The organism is Salinilacihabitans rarus, assembly GCF_024296665.1.
GTDB lineage: Archaea > Halobacteriota > Halobacteria > Halobacteriales > Natrialbaceae > Salinilacihabitans > Salinilacihabitans rarus.
The window spans coordinates 1,661,932-1,680,335 of sequence record NZ_CP100762.1 but is presented as its reverse complement, the minus strand read 5'-3'; the positions used below and the strand labels follow the sequence as shown (position 1 = coordinate 1,680,335).

General features: G+C 68.6%; 18 protein-coding genes. 8 read left to right on the top strand and 10 right to left on the bottom strand.

The window, feature by feature from the left end:
- Positions 1–16: 16 nt before the first annotated feature.
- Positions 17–199 (bottom strand): DUF5786 family protein, encoded by a 183-nt coding sequence (locus NKG98_RS08785; protein ID WP_254769281.1) that lies wholly within the window; start codon positions 197–199, stop codon positions 17–19.
- Between the two features lie 190 nt (positions 200–389).
- On the opposite strand from NKG98_RS08785, the gene NKG98_RS08780 reads away from it, so the two are divergent.
- Positions 390–1,268: a homoserine kinase gene (locus NKG98_RS08780; RefSeq protein WP_254769280.1), complete on the top strand. Its 879-nt coding sequence runs from the start codon at positions 390–392 to the stop codon at positions 1,266–1,268.
- 6 nt (positions 1,269–1,274) lie between these two features.
- Positions 1,275–1,625 carry a hypothetical protein gene (locus NKG98_RS08775; protein WP_254769279.1) on the top strand — a complete coding sequence of 117 codons (351 nt, stop codon included), beginning with the start codon at positions 1,275–1,277 and terminating at the stop codon, positions 1,623–1,625.
- A 21-nt stretch (positions 1,626–1,646) separates the two neighbouring features.
- On the opposite strand, the gene NKG98_RS08770 is transcribed toward NKG98_RS08775, so the two are convergent.
- The 4 genes from NKG98_RS08770 to pdxS all read right to left on the bottom strand — a co-directional run bounded on the left by NKG98_RS08770 (position 1,647) and on the right by pdxS (position 5,842).
- A complete protein-coding gene (locus tag NKG98_RS08770) occupies positions 1,647–2,501 on the bottom strand; it encodes a hypothetical protein (protein ID WP_254769278.1) in 855 nt (284 codons plus the stop codon).
- 125 nt (positions 2,502–2,626) lie between these two features.
- On the bottom strand, positions 2,627–3,658 hold the full coding sequence (gene ahbB, locus NKG98_RS08765; RefSeq protein ID WP_254769277.1) for a siroheme decarboxylase subunit beta: 1,032 nt from the start codon (positions 3,656–3,658) through the stop codon (positions 2,627–2,629).
- Complete coding sequence (locus NKG98_RS08760; protein ID WP_254769276.1) at positions 3,655–4,836, bottom strand: radical SAM protein; 1,182 nt, start codon at positions 4,834–4,836, stop codon at positions 3,655–3,657. The genes ahbB and NKG98_RS08760 overlap by 4 nt, the downstream gene beginning before the upstream one ends.
- Before the next feature lie 97 nt (positions 4,837–4,933).
- Complete coding sequence (gene pdxS / locus NKG98_RS08755) at positions 4,934–5,842, bottom strand: pyridoxal 5'-phosphate synthase lyase subunit PdxS (RefSeq protein ID WP_254769275.1); 909 nt, start codon at positions 5,840–5,842, stop codon at positions 4,934–4,936.
- Between the two features lie 126 nt (positions 5,843–5,968).
- On the opposite strand from pdxS, the gene NKG98_RS08750 reads away from it, so the two are divergent.
- Positions 5,969–6,667, top strand: a complete 699-nt coding sequence (locus NKG98_RS08750; RefSeq protein WP_254769274.1) for a DUF1405 domain-containing protein — start codon at positions 5,969–5,971, stop codon at positions 6,665–6,667.
- Between the two features lie 385 nt (positions 6,668–7,052).
- On the opposite strand, the gene NKG98_RS08745 is transcribed toward NKG98_RS08750, so the two are convergent.
- The gene (locus tag NKG98_RS08745; protein WP_254769273.1) at positions 7,053–9,716 is read right to left on the bottom strand and encodes a valine--tRNA ligase; all 2,664 of its coding nucleotides are present in this window, start codon (positions 9,714–9,716) and stop codon (positions 7,053–7,055) included.
- Positions 9,717–10,001: 285 nt separating this feature from the next.
- Positions 10,002–10,670: a DUF8102 family protein gene (locus NKG98_RS08740; protein ID WP_254769272.1), complete on the bottom strand. Its 669-nt coding sequence runs from the start codon at positions 10,668–10,670 to the stop codon at positions 10,002–10,004.
- 110 nt (positions 10,671–10,780) lie between these two features.
- On the opposite strand from NKG98_RS08740, the gene NKG98_RS08735 reads away from it, so the two are divergent.
- Both NKG98_RS08735 and NKG98_RS08730 read left to right on the top strand, forming a co-directional pair.
- A complete protein-coding gene (locus tag NKG98_RS08735) occupies positions 10,781–13,363 on the top strand; it encodes an efflux RND transporter permease subunit (RefSeq protein ID WP_254769271.1) in 2,583 nt (860 codons plus the stop codon).
- 87 nt (positions 13,364–13,450) lie between these two features.
- Positions 13,451–14,239: a hypothetical protein gene (locus tag NKG98_RS08730; RefSeq protein ID WP_254769270.1), complete on the top strand. Its 789-nt coding sequence runs from the start codon at positions 13,451–13,453 to the stop codon at positions 14,237–14,239.
- A gap of 30 nt (positions 14,240–14,269) precedes the next feature.
- On the opposite strand, the gene NKG98_RS08725 is transcribed toward NKG98_RS08730, so the two are convergent.
- From NKG98_RS08725 to NKG98_RS08715, 3 genes are all read right to left on the bottom strand, one after another.
- The gene (locus NKG98_RS08725; RefSeq protein ID WP_254769269.1) at positions 14,270–15,190 is read right to left on the bottom strand and encodes an HFX_2341 family transcriptional regulator; all 921 of its coding nucleotides are present in this window, start codon (positions 15,188–15,190) and stop codon (positions 14,270–14,272) included.
- 236 nt (positions 15,191–15,426) lie between these two features.
- On the bottom strand, positions 15,427–16,008 hold the full coding sequence (locus tag NKG98_RS08720; RefSeq protein WP_254769268.1) for a hypothetical protein: 582 nt from the start codon (positions 16,006–16,008) through the stop codon (positions 15,427–15,429).
- 62 nt (positions 16,009–16,070) lie between these two features.
- Positions 16,071–16,790, bottom strand: coding sequence for a PH domain-containing protein (locus tag NKG98_RS08715; protein WP_254769267.1), 720 nt, complete (start codon positions 16,788–16,790; stop codon positions 16,071–16,073).
- 149 nt (positions 16,791–16,939) lie between these two features.
- Between NKG98_RS08715 and NKG98_RS08710 the strand changes: the two genes are divergently transcribed.
- The 3 genes from NKG98_RS08710 (at position 16,940) to NKG98_RS19165 (ending at position 18,382) form a co-directional block, all read left to right on the top strand.
- The gene (locus NKG98_RS08710) at positions 16,940–17,185 is read left to right on the top strand and encodes a MarR family transcriptional regulator (protein ID WP_425504402.1); all 246 of its coding nucleotides are present in this window, start codon (positions 16,940–16,942) and stop codon (positions 17,183–17,185) included.
- A 448-nt stretch (positions 17,186–17,633) separates the two neighbouring features.
- The gene (locus NKG98_RS08705; protein ID WP_254769265.1) at positions 17,634–18,110 is read left to right on the top strand and encodes an SWIM zinc finger family protein; all 477 of its coding nucleotides are present in this window, start codon (positions 17,634–17,636) and stop codon (positions 18,108–18,110) included.
- Positions 18,107–18,382: a DUF8112 family protein gene (locus tag NKG98_RS19165; protein ID WP_484593357.1), complete on the top strand. Its 276-nt coding sequence runs from the start codon at positions 18,107–18,109 to the stop codon at positions 18,380–18,382. The genes NKG98_RS08705 and NKG98_RS19165 overlap by 4 nt, the downstream gene beginning before the upstream one ends.
- Positions 18,383–18,404 lie beyond the last annotated feature (22 nt).

The following is an 18,404-nucleotide window of genomic DNA, read 5'->3' as shown; positions in this document are numbered from 1 at the left end:
AGGGGGCGGACCCCGCTTACTCGTCTTTCGACGCCTTGATGTCCTGGAGTTGCCCGAGGAGGTCGTCGGTCGAGCCGCCGGTCTCGACGCTCATCTCGCCCTCGTAGTCGTTCTCGTGGACGGTGACGCCCGCGCTCTCGCCGTCGTCGTCCGCGTCGGGTTGCCGTTGCTCGGACTCGTCGTAGCTACCAAAACCCATGCAGGTACGGAGCCGGCACGCGAATTTAGTCCCACCGATTCGACCGCTCCGTGGGAGGGCGCCGCGTGCGCGCCGGTACCGCGCCTCGCGCGGTCGGGGGGTGCCGGGACGGCGAAACCGGCCGCGGGCGCCGCGAGGCAGGGTCGCGGCGTTCGCTACCTTTTTGCCCTCACTCCCGATAGAAGGCGCCATGCTCACCGTGCGGGCGCCGGCGACGAGTGCGAACCTGGGCAGCGGTTTCGACGTCTTCGGTCTCGCGCTCGGGGCGCCCGCCGACGTGATCCGGGTCGAACGCGCCCCGGAGACGACCATCGAGGTGACCGGCGTCGGCAGCCAGTACATCCCGGACGACCCCGCGAAGAACACCGTCGGCGCGGTCGCGGAGGCCCTCGACGCGCCCGCCTACATCCGGATCGACAAGGGCGTCCGGCCGTCCTCCGGCCTCGGCTCGTCGGCCGCCAGCGCCGCCGCCGCGGCCGTCGCGCTCGACGAACTCTACGACCGCGGCCGCTCCCGCGAGGAACTCGTCCCGGTCGCCGCCGAGGGCGAGGCGCTGGTCTCCGGGGAGGCCCACGCCGACAACGTCGCCCCGGCGCTGCTCGGCGGCTTCACCGTCGTCACCGACGACGGCGTCACCCGCGTCGACGCCTCGCTGTCGCTGGTGGCGTGTCTCCCCGACATCACCGTCTCCACGCGCGACGCGCGCGGCGTCGTCCCCGACTCGGCCGCCCTCCCCGACGTCGTCGAGACGGTCGGGAACGCCGCCACGCTGGCCGTCGGCATGGCCCGCGACGACCCCGACCTCGTCGGCCGCGGCATGGACGACGGCATCGTCACCCCCGAACGCGCCGCGCTCATCGACGGCTACGACGCCGTCCGCGAGGCGGCCCTCGATGCGGGCGCGACGGGCGTCACCGTCAGCGGCGCGGGGCCGGCCCTGCTCGCGGTCTGTCGCCGGCCCGACCGGCGCGCGGTCGCCGCCGCGATGCTCGACGCCTTCGACGATGCCGGCGTCGAGAGCCGCGCCTACCAGACCCGCGTCGGCGACGGCGCCCGACTGTACCGCTGACCGGAGATGGGCGCGCGAACCGACGGGGCGCTCGCGGCGGTCGCCCTCGCGGCGTTCGCGGCCGCGTTCGTCGCCGTCGACGCCGCGCCGTCGGTCCCCGCTTTCCTCCTCGGTGCCGCCGGGACGCTCGCCTTCGAGGCCGTCGCCGCGCGACGGGCGGCGGCCGTGCGCCGGTACTGGGAGCGGCGGGCCGTTCAGGTCGCGTCGCTCGCGGGCGCGCTCGCGCTCGTCGCCGTCGGCGCGGCCGTCGCGCCCTCGCCGCTGCTCTCGGCGGGAGGCGGCGCGCTCGCGGCGTACTTCCTCCTGCTCGCGCTCGTTCGGGCGGGCGCCGTGCCGCCGCCGCGCGCGTGGACGTAGCCGACGCGCGCCGGCGACGGTCTACCACTCGGCGTAGGTGAGATACTCGACGCCCTCGTACTCCACGAGCCACGTCCCGTAGAAGTCGTCCACGTCCAGCCCCTCGTGCTCTCGGATGCGGTCGACCACCGACCGGAAGGCGTCGTCGTCTTCGAAGTACCCCCCGTCGATCGCTTCCTCGACGACCGCGCGTTCGGCCTCGGAGAGGCCCGTGAGCGCGAACAGATACTGCGCTCGAACCCGGTCGGCGAACGTCTCGACGTCGGGAGCGACCTCCGTCGCCTCGTACCGGTACTCCACCTCGGACGCCGTTCGGGAGTCGACCGCGACTCGGTACCGATCCCCGTCGTAGACGAGAACATCGTACTGTTGCTCCGGAACGAACACCGATCCGTCCCCCACCTCCTCGGCGGTTCCGTAACCGACGCCCAGATCGTATCCGTCCTGACTGGGCGGGTCGTCAGAGACGATCGCGTCGAGGCGCCGGCGATCGGTCTCGGGGAGGTCGTCGTACTCGATTTCGCCGAGTTCCGGCGTCGGGTCGTCCGGATCGAAATCGACGCGGACCTCGTAGACCGTCACCTCGCTGCTCCCGAGTCGAGTTTCCGAAACGTCGTAGAAGGCGTCTTCGACCCGCACGGTGTCGGTGTGATCGAACAGCGCGTGCCGTCCGGCCCGCGTGGCCGATCCGTTCTCGCGGGCCGACGTGACGACGGCGTATTCTTCGGACCCGGGCACGGCGGTCATCGAAACTTCGCCGGCGATGCCGTCCGCCGTCGCGTCGTCCATGTCGAGAACCACGGGCGGGTGGCCACACCCGGCGATGGCGACGGAGAGGAGGGCGGTTCCGCTGGCGAGGAACTGGCGGCGTCGCATGTCGTTCAGGGCACACAACTGGCACGAAAGCTTTCCGGTTCGCCCCGCAAGGATTCGCTCTCCGGGCCGGTGTCCGACGGGCGGTTCGTCGAGCCCTCGGCGCGACGAAGCCGTAGTCCCGACACCTACCGGCCCTCGCCGAGGCGCTCGAAGCGGACGCCGGTCTGTTTCAGCTTCTCGACCGTGGAGAGGCGCTCGTGAGGGTACTGGATCTCGGCGGCGAGGTCGTCGATCCGCTCGTCGACGGCCGCCCGCGACCGGCCGTGGAGCATGGTGAACAGGGTGTACTCCCAGCCCCGGTCGGGACGGCGCGGCCGACGGTAGCACTTCGTCACGAACGGGTAGGCGGCGACCTCGCGGCCGACCGCGTCGACCGCGTCCTCCGGAACCGCCCAGACGACCATGCAGTTCGCGTCGAACCCGGTCTTCCGGTGGCTGACGACGCACCCGACCCGCTTGACGGCACCGCGGTCGAGCAACCGGTCGAGCGCCGCGAGCACGTCGTCGACGTCGGCCCCGAGCGACGCCGCGACGTCCGCGTAGGGCGTCGCCGACGGCGGGAGGCCGTCCTGTATCTCGAGCAGGAGGTCCCCCTCGAAGCGCGTCAGGGAGACGGACTGCTCCTCGCGGGGTGTGCCGGCGCGCGGCCGTTCGTCGGCCGCCGAGGACTCGCCCGGCGTCCGGTCGTCGCCGCCGACGGCGAACGCGAGGTCGACGCCGTAGGTTCGCAGTTTCGGGAGGACCAGCGGCTCCCGGCCCGTCTCGGCGGCGATATCGGCGAGGAGGGCGTCCCGCCTCGCGCGCGACCCGGCCGCGAGCACGAACCACATGTTCCACTCGTGGTCCCGGCGGTAGTTGTGGCTGACCTGCGGGTAGCCGTTGACGACCGCGGCGGCGGCCGCGAACTCGTCGTCCGGCACCGAGAGCGCCGCGAGCGTCGACGACCCGATCGCGGAGGGGGCGAGCACCGGCCCCACCCGTCGGATGGCCCCGCGGTCGACCAGCGCCCGGACGCGGTCGAAGGCCTCGTCGCCGTCGATCCCGAGGTCGGCGCCGATCGCCTCGAACGGCCGGCGCTCGACGGGGAACCCGCGCTGGTAGCCGTCGAGCAGCGCCTCGTCGACCGCGTCCAGCCCCTCGCGCCAGTCGTCGCTCACCGCATCACCTCGGGCACCGTCCCCGCGTCGAGCCACGGCGCGTCGGCGGCGTCGTAGGCGTGGTCCGTCGCCGCCCACGGGCAGAGCGGATCGCTCCCGCGGGGGTCGCCCGTCGCCGCGTAAGCCCGGGAGCGAGAGCCCCCGCAGACCTCGGTCGCGGCGCAGTCGCCGCAGGGCCCCGAAAACGACTCGCGGTCGCGCAGCGCCCGCAGCAGGTCCGACTCCCGGTAGATCGTCACGAGCGACTCCTCGCGGACGTTCCCCGCGCTCGTCGGCATGAACCCGGAGGGGTAGACCTCGCCGTCGTAGCTGACGAAGACGAAGCCGTTGCCGGCGCCAGTCGACCCCACCCGCCGGGGCCGCTCGCCCGCCGCGGTCGCGACCTCCCGCGCCACCCGGCGGTAGAAGGGTGCTTCGACGGTGATCACGCGGTAGGGCGCCGCCTGCGAGCGCCGGTAGAGCCACGCCGCCACCGCGGCGGCCTCGGTCGGCCGGAGCTGGTCGAGGGTCTCGCCGCGGCCGATCGGGACGAGGAAGAACACCTCCCACATCGCCGCCCCGAGGTCCTCGACGCGGTCTGCGATCGCCGGGAGGTCCGAGACGGTCGCGGCGGTGACCGTCGTGTTGACCTGCGTCGAGATCCCGGCCTCGCGGGCGTGTCTCGCCGCGCGGATCGCCGCCTCGAACGTGCCGGCCTCGCCGCGGAAGGCGTCGTGGCGCTCGGGGGTCGCGCCGTCGAGGCTGACCGCCAGCCGTTCGACGCCGGCGTCGGCGAGTCGCTCGACGGTCTCGCGGTCGAGCGCCGGCGTCGTCGCCGGCGTGACCGACGGCCGCAGGCCGCGGTCGCGGGCCCCCTCGATCAGGTCGAACAGGTCCGGTCGTTCGAGCGGGTCGCCGCCCGAGAGGACGAGAAACGGCTGCCGGCCGTCGAACGACGCGACCTGATCGAAGAGCGCGAGACCCTCCTCGGTCGTGAGTTCGTCCGGGTGGCGCTCCGGCGTCGCCTCGGCACGACAGTGGTCGCAGGCGAGCGCGCAGGCCTGTGTCACCTCCCAGGTGACCACGAGCGGCGTCCGGTCGTAGTCCGGTCCGGGGCCGGGGTGGCCGTGGTCGTGTTCGTGGCCGCCGTTCCCGTCGCCGTCACTCGCGGATCCGTCGCGCGAACGCGGGTGGTCCATACGGTACCCTCGTCCTCCGGACGGGAAAGCGATACTCCGCGATATACCGGGTTTTTAGCCGTTCAGCGTCGGTTCGGCGGTGTGTCGGTGAGCGCCCCTAGACGCCCCGACCCTGCAACTTCTCCTCGTCGGGAAGGTCGACGTTGGCGTCGCCTCTCATCCCCGCGCCGATGTTTTTCGAGATTTCGGCCAGCGCCTCGGGGTCGTCCCAGTCGTTGACCGCCCGGACGATGGCGTCGGCCATCGCCTCGGGGTTCTCGGCACCGAAGATGCCGCTGCCGACGAAGATGCCGTCGCACTCGTGGTGCATCATGAGCGCGGCGTCGGCGGGGGTCGCGATGCCGCCGGCGGCGAAGTTGACCACGGGGAGCCGTCCCATCTCGGCAGTCTCGTGGACGAGGTCGGCGGGCGCCCTGATCTCGCGGGCGTAAGCCTCCCGTTCCTCGTGGCTCATCCCCTCGAGTTTGCGGATCTCGCCTTTGATGGTGCGCTGGTGGTGGACCGCCTGGTTGACGTCGCCGGTGCCGGCTTCGCCCTTGGTGCGGATCATCGCCGCGCCCTCGCCGATCCGGCGCAGCGCCTCGCCGAGGTCGCGGGCGCCACAGACGAACGGCGCGGTGAACTCGCGCTTGTCGATGTGGTAGGCGTCGTCGGCCGGCGTCAGCACCTCGGACTCGTCGATCATGTCGACGCCGACGGCCTCGAGGATCTCCGCCTCCTTCGTGTGGCCGATGCGGGCCTTGCCCATCACGGGGATGGAGACGGCGTCGATGATCGCCTCGACCTCCGCGGGGTCGGCCATCCGGGCGACGCCGCCGCGCTTTCTGATGTCCGCCGGGACGGCCTCCAGAGCCATCACGGCCACGGCACCGGCCTCCTCGGCGATGCGCGCCTGTTCGGGGTTCACGACGTCCATGATGACGCCGCCTTTCTGCATTCGAGCGAAGCCCCGCTTGACGAGGTCGGTTCCGCGCCGCAGATCCTCGAGGTCGGTCGTGGTCGGCATACGCCGGGGTTAGCGCGCGCCCCACTTGTGCGTGTCTGTTACCCCCCGACGCCGCCGCCGGCGATTCGCCGGTCGACCTGTCGCCGATCGGTACCGTTTTGCGTTCCCCCCCCGTGACGGCGGACGATGACCGAGCCGACACGGTTGCCGGAGCGAGCGCCGCTGCCCCGCTACCTCGCGCCGGTGCCGAAGCGGGTGGAGGACCTCGGGCTACGGTACGCGTGGCTCGTCGTCGCCGTCAACCTCGCCGGCACCGCGTTCGGGTTCTGGTACTACTCCTCGCAGTTCGCCACGACGCCGGCGATCATGTGGCCGTGGGTGCCCGACAGCCCGTTCGCGACGCTGCTGATCGCGCTGGCGATCGCCTCGTGGAAACTGGGCCGCGAGCGGCCGTGGCTCACCGCGCTCGCGTTCTTCGGGAACGTGATCCTCGGGCTGTGGACGCCGTACACGCTGCTGGCGTTCGCCGACGCCTACGACTACCTCCACCCCGCGATGTACCAGTTCCTCTTCTGGAGCCACCTCGCGATGGTCGTCCAGGCGCTGGTCCTCCACCGCATCACCGACTTCCCCGTGTGGGCGGTCGCCGTCGCGCTGCTGTGGTACTGGTCGAACCTCGTCGTCGACTACTTCGTCCCGGTCGTCGGCGACGCCCCCCACCACACCGTGATCCCCGTCGCCCGCGACGCCCCGACGTTCCTCGGGGCTGACGCCCTCGGCACCGTCGCCGTCGGCGAGGTGACGTTCACGCTGCTCGCGCTGTTTCTGGCGCTGGCCACGCGGGCGAAAACGTGTGAAAGCCGGGCGAATCGAACGAGAGGGTGACCGGCCGGTCTCGACTGCCGGGAGCGAGGTCGAGGTACGGGTCGAGGCTCGCCGCCGACGGTCTCGGCCGACGGTTCGAGGAACGTCGCCGTCTCGTCGGGATCGATCTCGTCGTCGCAGACCACGCGCGCCACGTCCTCGCCGCGGGGCGGGCAGGCGCCGCCCATCGCCACCTCGGCCGGCGGGTCGGCGACCGGTTCGGCGCCGCCCAGCCCGTACGGCTCCCGGTCCGGCCGGTCGACCCGCGCGCGGAACAGCCGGCCGCGGCCGCGACGAGCGCGCGCAGGACGCGTCGTCGCATACCCGAGGATGGGCGGGGGCACCTATCAATCGTCCGGACGGTAAAACGTCGATCCGGGCGCCGAGGAACGCAGGACCCGCGACGTTACTCGACGACGACGACCGCCGACTCGGTTTCGAGCATCTCGCCGTCGCCGGAGTAGGTCCGTTCGAGTTCCACCTCGAAGAGGTCCTCGTCGAGTTCCTCGCCGGCGACGCGAAGCACGCCCGTCTCCTCGTCGAGTTCGTACTCGCCGGCCTCGATGGCGGCGTCGATCTCGCCGACCTTCGATCCGAACTTCGGCCCGATGGTGGCGTAGTCGAGGTCGATCGCGGCCACCTCGGTCGTGATCTCCGGCGGCTCGTCGAGCGCTTCGAGCGCCGCGACGTGCATCACGTCGCTGATCGCCGCCTCGAAGCCCTCGATCGGGCCGAAGACCGAGACGGACCCGAGGTCGGCGTTGAGCGGAAGCTGGCGCTCGGACTTGTACCGCCGCAGCGCGGAGATGACTTCCATCGCCGTCTCGCCGGCCTCGAGGTCGGCCTCGTAGCCGCGCGGGTCGGGCCACTCGTAGGTGTGGACGCTCGTCTCGTCGAGGCTCCCCTCGCCGGCGTACAGCGCCTGCCAGATCTCCTCCGTGACGTGCGGGAGGAACGGCGCCCACAGCTTCAGGAACGCCCGGTGGGCCGTCCGCAGCGCGTACGCCGTCGAGGACTCGTCCTCCCTGGTCTTGGCGATTTCGAGGTAGTCGTCACAGAACGTGTTCCAGAAGAACGTCCGCAGGCGGTTGCGCGCCTTGGCGAACTCGTACTCGGCGAAGTGGTCGGTCAGTTCCTCGACCGCGGCGTCGAGTTCCGCGAGCAGCCAGCGGTCGATCGCCTCGAGTTCCGCGGGTTCGTCGGGCTCGCGCGGCGCGAGCGAGTCGACCAGCTTCGAGGCGTTCCAGAGCTTTCGCAGCAGCTTCTCGCCGGCGACGATGTCCTTCTCGCTGAACGGGAAGTCGTCGCCGACGGCGGCGCTGGCCGCCCAGAACCGGACGGCGTCGACCGGGTACTCCGCGAGCACCTCGCTGGGTTCGACGACGTTGCCCCGCGATTTGGACATCTTCTCGCGGTTCTCGTCCAAGACGTGGCCGTTTATCATCGTCGCGTCGAACGGCACCTCGCCGGTGTGTTCGTAGCACTTGACGATGGTGTGGAACAGCCAGAACGAGATGATGTCGTGACCCTGCGGGCGCAGGTCGAACGGGTACAGTTCCGGGTGCTCCATCCGGAACGCCTCGGCCTCGGCGTCCCAGTCCCAGCCGGCGTTGATGAGGGGGGTGAGCGACGACGTGGCCCACGTGTCGAAGACGTCGTCCTCGGGGACGAACTCGTCGTGGCCGCACTCCGGACACGTGTCCACGGGCGGGTCGTCCGACAGCGGGTCGACCGGGAGGTCCGCCTTCTCGGCCACGACCTCGTGGTCGCAGTCGGCGCAGTACCAGACGGGGAACGGGATGCCCGAGTCGCGCTGGCGGGAGATCAGCCAGTCCCACTCCAGTCCCTCGATCCAGTGTTTGTACCGGGTGAACATCTTCTCCGGGTACCAGTCCATCTCCCGGCCGGCCTCGAGGTACTCCTCCTTGTGGTCTAAGATTTCGACGTACCACTGCTTGGAGACGCGGAACTCGACGGGCGTGTCACAGCGCTCGTGGACCTGCACCGTGTGGCTGATCTCGCGGCGGTCCCGGAGGTAGCCCGCCGCGTCGAGGTCCTCGACGATGGCCTCGCGGGCCGCCTCGGTCGACAGCCCCTCGTACTCGCCGGCGAGGTCGGTCATCGTCGCGGACTCGTCGATCGCGACGCGAAGCGGGAGGTCGTGGGCCTGGTACCACTCGATGTCCTTCTGGTCGCCGAAGGTACAGCACATGACGACCCCGCTGCCTTTCTCCATGTCGACGCGGTCGTCCGCGATGATCGGCACCTCGTGGCCGAAGATCGGGATGCGGGCCGTCTCGCCGACGAGGTCCTGATTCTCCTCGTCGTCGGGGTGGACGAACACCGAGACACACGCCGGCAGCAGTTCGGGACGGGTCGTCGAGATGACGAACTCCTCGCGCGGGGCGTCCTCGCCGACGAGGTCGAACGCGATGTCGTTGAAGTGCGAACCCCGCTCCATGTCCTCCATCTCGACCTGCGAGATGGCGGTCTCGCACTCGGGACACCAGATCGCCGGCGCCTTCTTGCGGTACTCGCGGCCCTTCTCGTAGAGGTCGAGGAAGGAGAGTTGCGAGATGCGCTGGACGCGGGGCTCGATCGTCTTGTACGTGTTGTTCCAGTCGATCGAGCAGCCCAGCCCCTGCATCTTCTCGGTGAACTCGGCCTCGTACTCCTGGCAGACCTCCCGGCAGAGCTGCTGGAACTCGCGGCGCTCGTACTCCTGGTGGCGGATGTCGAGTTCCTTCTCGGTCAGTCGCTCGGAGGCGATCCCGTTGTCGTCGTAGCCGAACGGGAACAGCACGTCGCCGTCGGCCATCCGCTGGAAGCGCGCGGCGAAGTCCTGGAGGGTGTGGCCGTAGAGGTGGCCCATGTGCAGGCTCCCCGAGACCGTCGGCGGCGGCGTGTCGATCGAGTAGACGGTGTTCGGGTCCTGTCCCGGGTCGCCCTCGTAGCGGTAGGTATCGGCGTCGACCCACCGCTGCTGCCACTTCGGCTCGACCTCGTCGGGGTCGTAGCCGCCGTCGAGGCCGTCGTCGTCGCGCTCGCGGGCTTCGGCGTCCGTGCTCATGCTCTCACCGCCCGGATCGGGCGTCGGCGCTGCGTCGTCGTGGGTCGCGGACGTCGGTCGTACATCTGTATACTGGTCGTTGCTCGGTGAATGCCGGTCGGCTACAATACATCCGTCGATACGGGGTTGGGATGCGGGGCTAGGAGGCCCCTACGAAAACGTCGCCGCGGGGCCCGTCGAGGCGGTCGAACGCGCCGGTGACGGACTCGGCCATACCTACCCTTTCACCGCCCATCCCTGTTAGGTGTTTCGCGTCTGACCCGATCCTCGCGTGGCTCGTGCCGGTCAGGGCGCACATCCGTCGCCGCCGTCGCCGTCGTCCCGCAGGTCGATCACCGCCCGCGAGCGGGTCAGTCGCCGGACGTCGCCGCCGAGGTACGACGCCAGCCGATCGAGGAACTCGTCGTCGACGCCGTCGTCGTCGGCGCGGACGAGCGCGATGCGGTCGTGGCGGGCCGGGTCGTACTCGCCTTGCATCACGAGCGAGAACAGTTCGCGGGGGGTCACCGGCTCGCCGGCGTCGAGTCGGGCCGCGATCCCGTCGAGCGTCGCCCGGACCGTCGTCTCGACCTCGAACGTGACGTCGACGGCCACGTTCGTCCCCGCTTCCTTGGCCGCGACGGCCTCCTCGGCGCTCCGGACCGCGGGGACGAGCACCCGCTCGAAGTCCACCCCCCGTTCTCTGGTGCCGACGTAGGCGAACGCGATCGCGGCCCTGAGCCCGTCGAGCAGGTCCTGGTCGGCCGGAACCCCCTCGAACACCTGCCGCCGGTCCTTCTCCGGGAGCGTGTGCAACAGCAGGTCGAAGTCGAGGATGGCGTTCTCGACGCGCCGACGAACGCGCGCCTCGGCGTTGCGCCGCGACTGCTCGTGGCCGAGTTCCCGCTCGCCGAGCAGGAACTCGCGGTCGGCGGGGCTGAGCACGCCGCGGTCGCGGTCGATCTCCGTGTTCATAATCGGTTTCGGATTATACGACACCGATTTCCATCCGAACGCATATGAACGCTCGGGTTCCACGGGACGACGATGCACGCCGACGCGCCCGTCCGAGGTGGTCCCGACCGATGAGTTCGCTCGCCGACCGGTACGCCGAGTTCGTCGCTACCCGGAGCAGGCTGGTCGTCGCCTGCCTGCTCGTCCTCACGCTGGTGGTCGCCGCGGGGGCGGTCGTGAACGACCCCGAGGACGGCGGGATCGGGCAGTTCGAGACCGACTCCCCCGAGACCGACGCGCTCGAAGAGATCGAGGCGACCTACGACACCGACGACCGCGTCGTCGCGCAGGTGGTCGTCCGCGAGGAGGGCGGCGACGTCCTGAGCCGGGACTCGCTGCTCGAGAGCCTCCGCCTCCAGCGCGAGGCCCGCGCGAACGAGACGGTAAACGCCACGCTGACCGACGAGGGGTTCGTCGGCCTCGAGAACGTCGTCGCGACCGCCGCAGTCTTCGAGGACCGCGCCGCGGCCGCACAGGGGCCGCCGGATACGAGCGAGCCGACGCTCGACGAGGGGATCGAGGCCCTCGAATCGCGGTCGGACGAGGAGGTCGAGGCCCTGCTCGCGGACGTGCTCGACCCCGAGGCCGACCGCGGCGGGGAGAGTCCGACGGCGTTCCTCCCGAGCGACTACGAGCAGGGCGAGACCGACGCCGACGCGCGGATCACGTTCGTCTTCCAGGAGGACGATAGCGGCCCCGACGAGGACCCCGAGGCGGCCTACGAGGCCCAGATCGTCCTCCGGAGCCTGTTCGAGGAGCGGTTCGACGACGGCTTCGTCTTCGGTCAGGGGATCACCGACGCGGCCGCGGCCAGCGCCGTCGGCGACAGCTTCGCGATCATCACGCCGGTCGCCCTCCTGCTCGTCGGCGTCGTCCTCGGGGTGACCTACCGCGACGCCGTCGACGTCCTGCTCGGCTTCGTCGGCATCACCGTCGTGATGGCCTGGCTCGCCGGGATTCAGGGCTGGCTCGAAATCCCGAGCAGCCAACTGCTGATCGCCGTCCCGTTCCTGCTGATCGGCCTCTCGATCGACTACGCGCTGCACGTCGTGATGCGCTACCGCGAGGCCCGCGCGGGGACCCTCGAAACGCCGCGGTCGCCGTCGGCCCGTTCGGCGACGGCCGACGGCGGTCCGCGGGCGTCGGCGGCGGCCATGGCTCTCGGCCTCGCCGGCGTGACCCTCGCGCTCGCCGCGGCGACGTTCTCGACCGGCGTCGGCTTCCTCTCGAACGTCGTCAGCCCGCTGCCGGCGATCCGCGACTTCGCGGTCCTCAGCGCCGGCGGCATCCTCGCGACGTTCGTCGCGTTCGCCGCGTTCGTGCCGGCGCTGAAGGTCGAGGTCGACGACCTGCTCGAACGGCGGTTCGGCCGCGACCGGGCGAAATCGCCGTTCGGCGTCGGCGGCGGGGCCGTCACCCGCGCGCTCTCGGGCGGCGTGGCGCTCGCCCGGCGGGCGCCGCTGGCGGTGGTGCTGGTGGCGTTCCTGCTCGCGACGGCCGGCGCCTACGGCGCGACCGGCATCGACACCGAGTTCAACGAGGCCGACTTCCTGCCCGAGGACGCCCCCGACTGGGCGAAGTCGCTGCCGGGGCCGCTGGCGACCGGGACGTACACCGTGGCCGACGACGCGACCTACCTCGGCGAGAACTTCCAGGACCGCGGGCCGAACTCGCGGGCACAGGTGTTGATACGCGGCGACGTGACCGACCCCGCGACCCTCGCGGCGATCGACCGCGCGACGGGCGCGGTGGACGAGGGCGGCACCGTCGACGTGCGCGCGGACGGAACCGCGGCGATCGAGGGGCCGACCGCGACCCTCGCGGCGCTCGCGAGCGAGAACGAGACCGTCGCCGCCGCGCTCGACGAGCGGGATGCGGACGGCGACGGCCTCCCCGACGAGGACCTCGCGGGGCTGTACGACGTCCTCTTCGCGGCCGACGAGGAGGCGGCGTCGACGGTGCTCTACCGGACCGAGGACGGCGAGTACGAGTCCGCCCGCCTGCTCGTCTCGGTTCGCGGCGACGCGTCGGCACAGGACGTCGCCACCGACGTGCGCGCCGTCGCCGACGATATCGAGGCCGGGGCCCCGGCGACCGCGATCGCGACGGGCGGGCCGGTGACGACGGCCGTGGTGCAGGACGCCCTCCTCGAGACGCTCGTGCAGGCGTTCGCCGCGACCCTCGTCGTCATCTTCCTGTTCCTGACCGCGCTGTACTGGGTGCGCCACCGGTCGCTCACGCTCGGGGCCGTCACGCTCGCGCCCGTGGTCGCGGCGCTTTCGTGGCTGCTCGGGGCGATGGCCGCGCTCGACCTCCCGTTCAACAGCGAGACCGCGGTGATCACGAGCCTCGCGATCGGCCTCGGGGTCGACTACAGCATCCACGTCGGCGAGCGGTTCGTGGCCGAGAAGGAGCGACGGGAGACGCTCGACGCGGCGCTCACCGCGACGATGACGGGGACCGGCGGGGCGTTGCTGGGCAGCGCGGCGACCACCGCGGCCGGCTTCGGCGTCCTCGCGCTGGCGCTCGCCCCGTCGCTGCAGCGGTTCGGCCTCGTGACGGGCCTGAGCATCGTCCTCGCGTTCGTCGCCTGTACGACGGTCCTGCCGTCGCTGCTGGTGGTCCGCGAACGGCTGCTGGCACGGGCAGCCTGAGCGGCGACGGGCGCGTACCGATCCCCTACTCCCCGTCGGTCACGCGTAACAAAGCCGCTGGCCGAGGTGGTGGCCGACCGAGAGCCGATGGCCAGCGCTTCGGAACCGTCGGGCGCCGCGCTCGTCGTTACCCTCTGTCTCGTGTTGCTCGTCTTCGGCGCGACCGTGGCGTTCGTCGCGCCGGGGCTGGCGCCGGAGCCGTCCGCGGAGTCGACCGCGGCGCCGGGTGACGCGGTGGACGCGGCGGCCGAAGACGCAACCGACGGCGACGCGACGGGCGAGCGCCAGCGAAGCGACGGCGACGCGACCGAGTCGGTGCCCGCGGTCGACCTGACCAGCGGCGAGTCCGGCGAACCGAGCGCCGACGACGCGGAGAACGACGGCGCTCTCGACGGCGAGTCACCGGCCGGCGAGGACGAGGCGGACGCGGGAGACGGTGAGCGAAGCGACGGCGCGGGTCGGGAGGAGCGTCGAGCGACGGCGGACGACGGGACCGCCGAACGAGAGGTGGCCTCGGTGGAGAGCGAGTGGACGTCGACGGAGACCGAGACCTCGACCGATCGGGAGGGCGAGAGCGACGAGTCGGACGACGACGCGAGCGTACCGTTCGACGTAGTCGACGAGGCGGCGTCGGACGCCGAGAACGTAGTGGGCGACGTCACCGGCGGCGACGAGGGGGACGGTGAATCGGACGATTCGGGGCCGCCCGACGACGCGGGGCCGCCGGACGATGCAGGGCCGCCGGATAACGCCGGTCCGCCCGACGACGCGGGGCCGCCCGACGACGCGGGACCCCCTGACGACGCCGGGCCGCCCGACGACGCCGGTCCGCCCGACGACGCCGGTCCGCCCGACGACGCGGGGCCGCCCGGCTAGACGCGGTCCCGATCGACACCCCGTCCGCGGTCACTCCGGGTCGTCCGAGTGGGCCCGCACCCACAGTTCGCCGATCCGCGAGAGCCGCGTCCGGTAGGACTTGCCGTGTTCCTCGCGTTCGATGTAGCCTTTCCCGCCGGGGCCGAGGCGGTCGACGTTGTAGATCACCTTCGAGCGGAAGCTGTCGGTGTACTCCTCGTTGAGTTCGCGGGCGAGCGCCTCCGCGAGTTCGGAGACCGACTCGAACTCGCCGTCCTCCCCGAGTTTGTAGAGGATGAGCTCCTCGAACGGCTTGACGTTCGAGAACGACGCCACCGGGAGTTCGACGACGTGGGCGCCGTCTATCTCCTTGGCGCCGATGGTCGTCCCGCGCTCGTCGAACTCCGCGAGCAGGTCGCGGGCGCTCTCCAGGCGCCGCTCGATCCGGGCGGGATCGACGCCCTCGGCGACCGAACCGCCGTCGGCCGCGGCGCCGTGGAGGTCCTCGAGCAGGTCGATTCCCTCGCGCAGTTCCTCGGCGAGTTCCGTCTCGAGGTACTTCTCGGGGGCCGTGTAGTAGGTGTGGATCCCCTCGCGGTCCTCCTGTCGCTCGACCATCAGCGAGTGGGCGGCGGTGGCGAACGCGAAGCTGACGGTACGGGGCATCGCGGCGACGTTGACCCAGACCTCGTTGCCCTCGTCGAGTTCGGCGTTGATCAGGTCGTAGGCCTGCTCGAACGCCTCGTCGTAGTCGTAGACGTCCTCGAGGACGAACCGTTCGGTACGAGCGCCGAGCAGGTTCTCGAAGTCCGTCTCGAGTTTGCGCGAGAGGTGCCGGGAGTACTCGACGTTGGCCTCGCTGCCGACCGCCCCCTCCAGCAGGACGACGCGGTCGACGTCGAACTGATCGCGCACCAGCGGCGCGATCAGCCGGTCGTAGTCGAAGCCGACCGGGACGATGTGGGTCTGCATACGGGGGACAACGGGCTGGCGTTTATATAAAGCACCAGTCTTCCGACCGTTGTTATGCACATCGACGATGTTTGTCGCCGCGCCCTCGTGGGCTTTCATACATACGTAGGGGCTTTGGCCCTTTCAGTCTTCCCCTCTTTCGGAATGAATTGTATAGATTTGACTGCTGTGCGTGACGTATTCGAGGGATTAGGATTTCAATGGTCGTAGTCTGCCCCGAGGCTAACTGCGCTCGCTCACCGCAGATGTTCGAGGATTTGGAGAATACGAAAGCCAAGTTCGCCGTAGTCCTTCTCGGTCTGTCCCGCTTTCTCGCGCAGTGCTTCTATGCGCTCGGTGTACTGTTCGTTGATTACGAGTTCGAGTTCCGTACCGGTTTCCTCTTCAAACTCGTCGGCCATGTCGTAGAGGCCCGTCAGTAGATACTTCTCGTCACGGTTCCCACGCACGACGGGCGACCAGAATTGGAAGACGAAGGAATAGTCATCAGCGTCGAAGAGGTCGGTGACGTACTCCTTGTCCGAATTGAATTTCCGCCATAGACGTTCGAGGGTGTGCTGGTAGTCTTCGTTCCCGTACTCTACCCATCGGTCGTTGTCGGGTGTTCCCGAGTAGTGAAGGCCGTCGATGTGGGTCACGACCTCGCAGGTGTAAACGACCCGTTCGCCCTGTTCGGTGCTGTCTACTCCTATCACGTCGATTTCGAGTTGGTTCCCTTGTTCTTGCGAGCGCTGGTTGTACATCACCAACTCGCAACCCTCTACGAGTCGAAGGTACGAGCCGACGAGAAGTTCCCCTGATTCGGGTTGTTCAGTCATACTCCTACGCCGAAGGGGTAGCTGAAAAGAGTTCGTCTGACACGGTAGCGAGACGATTCATCCTACCCGGTGACGCCTGCTTTCACCTTCTTGCGGTGACCTTTCGCCTTGAAGTAGAACCACACCGCAAGCGGGATTCCGATGATAGTGATAAAGGAGACGCCAGCAAGCACCGAGTGAATCGCTCGCCACTTGTTATGGGCGTCGGGGTTGTATCCACAGTTCGGACACCGCTCGACGCCTTCTGAAACGCTTTCTCCACACTCGACACAGGACTCGGTCTTGTGTAGGTCAGCTCTGTCGGAAGGCGACGTTGTCGATTGGGAAGTGGTGGTAGACGAGAGTGAGGCAGTATCAGACGAAGCAGACTGCGTCTCGGGTTCCGTCTGACTGCTAATCTGTTCTCGGATGAACTCAACCATCTCTTCGAGTTCGACGTCCCCCGGCTCGTCTGCTTTGAACGTGTACGTCTTGCCTCGAACGGTTCGGAGTTTGATTTCCGTACCACTCAGGCCACTTGACCCAAGGTCAGCCGCGCTTAGGTTGCTGTACTCGACTGATTCGACCTTCGTGTTGAAGACCTTGGGAACCTTGTAGAAGACCCGCTGGTCGGTCGCCACCATCCGGGGCCAGCCTTTCGTGTTGTTGTAGCTGGTCGTAGAGCCTTGGTACTTCGCGTCGAGACTGTTTCCTTTAGCGATGTACTGAACCGTTTCGTCGCTTCGGACTTCGTCGTCTACCTTGCCGAGAGTATCGCTCGTGACGTAGCTTCCTTGAGGCATTTCTGAATCACCAACTCCGATAGGTAATCGTTAGTAAGTGGTATCAAATAAGAGTTGGTTACTAAACTCTAAGTTTGATATTCCACTATTCGGCGTAGTCACCACTCTAAGGCGTGTTTTCACCGCTAATGCGATTATCGGCGGAATGGATGGTTTCGGCTGACGACCGCATTCTCGAATATCTTGCAGAGAACGAGACAGGGACACCAAAACAGATGGCGGACAGTGGGAATGTCCGGTTCAGTCGTTCATACATCACGCAACGGTGCAAGAAGTTACTCGACTTTGGTCTGATTCGCCACCTCGGAAACGGCGTCTACATTATCACGGACGAAGGTCAGCAGTATCTCGATGGCGAACTTGACGCGGCTGAACTTGAGTCGGATGAAAACTGACCACAGCCGGAAGTCCTATTCCAAGAACGAGCGCGGCCCCGGCTTCTCGGACTCGGCAAGCCACCATACCGTGTTCCGGCCACCAATCTGCTTACTCTCTAATCGACCCTCGTCGGCCAACGACCGGAGTCGGTTGTAGGTTGCACGCCGTTTCAGCGGTACTTGTTCTGTCACTTCCGCAGTCGAAAGCACAGGGTCGTCCGTGTCTCGAAACAAGCCGATGATTTCGTCGTCACTCACCCTCGGTGTCGGACCCGGTTTAGATTCTTCGCCCATACTACCGTCTATTGCCCGTAATCAGTTAACTATACCGTCTAAGGCAGTACACTTAATATCCGTGCCGTCCAAGGTATAGATAGGGAAGGATTCGTCTCTTGGGGCGTGATTCACGCGAAAACGCCCGGTGCGCCAACACCGGACGAGGCCTTCTCGTAGGTGCCAAGAAGGCATGAGCCAATTCGAGACAGCGGAAGGTGAATCTTCCGTCACGGCTGGTTGTACCGACCTCGAACAGCGCGATGTACGTGCCCTTACGGAGTACATGACCGTTCTACCGCTCGGGGGCGACGTGTACTCTGTGACTACACAGAGCGGGTCAGAGTACCGTGTGGACGCTCGTGAAGCCCGCTGTACCTGCCCCGACCACCAGTACCGAGAAGCCCGGTGCAAACACATCCGTCGTGTCGCCTTCGCCACTGGTGAGCGACCGATTCCCGCGCGGGTTGACGCCGACGAGGTAGACGCTCAACTCGGGGAACACCTCGAAGAGACGCCAAAGGTCGCCGCGACCGACGGTGGTGTCACCCTCGAAGAGTTCGCTACCAAGGACACCGACGAAGACGGGTGCTGGTGCGACGACTCGGACTTCCCCTGCTTCGAGTGCTACCTCGAAGGTCAGCGCGACCTACCGGGTGATAGCGAATGACTCGACCATCTCCGGCGGCGGCCCTGAACGGCGCAGAGACAGGTCACATCTGCGACCGGTGCAATAGGGGTATCCGAACCGGAGATAAAGCCGTCGTGTACGGCACGTACTACGATGCCGACGGGTGGGTCGTCCGGCGCGTGATGTGCGCGGACTGCGGAAGCACGAATATCGGTCTGACGACCGACGGGGCCGACGAAGTACTGGTCAAGGCCGTGTACTGGTCGGGACGGCTCGTTGGTGTGACCACGGTAGACCGCAGTCGGCCTTGACCAATACCAACCGGACTTATAC

Excerpts from the sequence above, each read along its gene's own strand:
- NKG98_RS08785 (WP_254769281.1), bottom strand. The coding sequence starts at position 199 with ATGGGTTTTGGTAGCTACGACGAGTCCGAGCAACGGCAACCCGACGCG.
- NKG98_RS08780 (WP_254769280.1), top strand. The coding sequence starts at position 390 with ATGCTCACCGTGCGGGCGCCGGCGACGAGTGCGAACCTGGGCAGCGGT.
- NKG98_RS08775 (WP_254769279.1), top strand. The coding sequence starts at position 1,275 with ATGGGCGCGCGAACCGACGGGGCGCTCGCGGCGGTCGCCCTCGCGGCG.
- NKG98_RS08770 (WP_254769278.1), bottom strand. The coding sequence starts at position 2,501 with ATGCGACGCCGCCAGTTCCTCGCCAGCGGAACCGCCCTCCTCTCCGTC.
- NKG98_RS08760 (WP_254769276.1), bottom strand. The coding sequence starts at position 4,836 with ATGGACCACCCGCGTTCGCGCGACGGATCCGCGAGTGACGGCGACGGG.
- pdxS (WP_254769275.1), bottom strand. The coding sequence starts at position 5,842 with ATGCCGACCACGACCGACCTCGAGGATCTGCGGCGCGGAACCGACCTC.
- NKG98_RS08750 (WP_254769274.1), top strand. The coding sequence starts at position 5,969 with ATGACCGAGCCGACACGGTTGCCGGAGCGAGCGCCGCTGCCCCGCTAC.
- NKG98_RS08745 (WP_254769273.1), bottom strand. The coding sequence starts at position 9,716 with ATGAGCACGGACGCCGAAGCCCGCGAGCGCGACGACGACGGCCTCGAC.
- NKG98_RS08740 (WP_254769272.1), bottom strand. The coding sequence starts at position 10,670 with ATGAACACGGAGATCGACCGCGACCGCGGCGTGCTCAGCCCCGCCGAC.
- NKG98_RS08735 (WP_254769271.1), top strand. The coding sequence starts at position 10,781 with ATGAGTTCGCTCGCCGACCGGTACGCCGAGTTCGTCGCTACCCGGAGC.
- NKG98_RS08730 (WP_254769270.1), top strand. The coding sequence starts at position 13,451 with ATGGCCAGCGCTTCGGAACCGTCGGGCGCCGCGCTCGTCGTTACCCTC.
- NKG98_RS08725 (WP_254769269.1), bottom strand. The coding sequence starts at position 15,190 with ATGCAGACCCACATCGTCCCGGTCGGCTTCGACTACGACCGGCTGATC.
- NKG98_RS08720 (WP_254769268.1), bottom strand. The coding sequence starts at position 16,008 with ATGACTGAACAACCCGAATCAGGGGAACTTCTCGTCGGCTCGTACCTT.
- NKG98_RS08715 (WP_254769267.1), bottom strand. The coding sequence starts at position 16,790 with ATGCCTCAAGGAAGCTACGTCACGAGCGATACTCTCGGCAAGGTAGAC.
- NKG98_RS08710 (WP_425504402.1), top strand. The coding sequence starts at position 16,940 with ATGGTTTCGGCTGACGACCGCATTCTCGAATATCTTGCAGAGAACGAG.
- NKG98_RS08705 (WP_254769265.1), top strand. The coding sequence starts at position 17,634 with ATGAGCCAATTCGAGACAGCGGAAGGTGAATCTTCCGTCACGGCTGGT.
- NKG98_RS19165 (WP_484593357.1), top strand. The coding sequence starts at position 18,107 with ATGACTCGACCATCTCCGGCGGCGGCCCTGAACGGCGCAGAGACAGGT.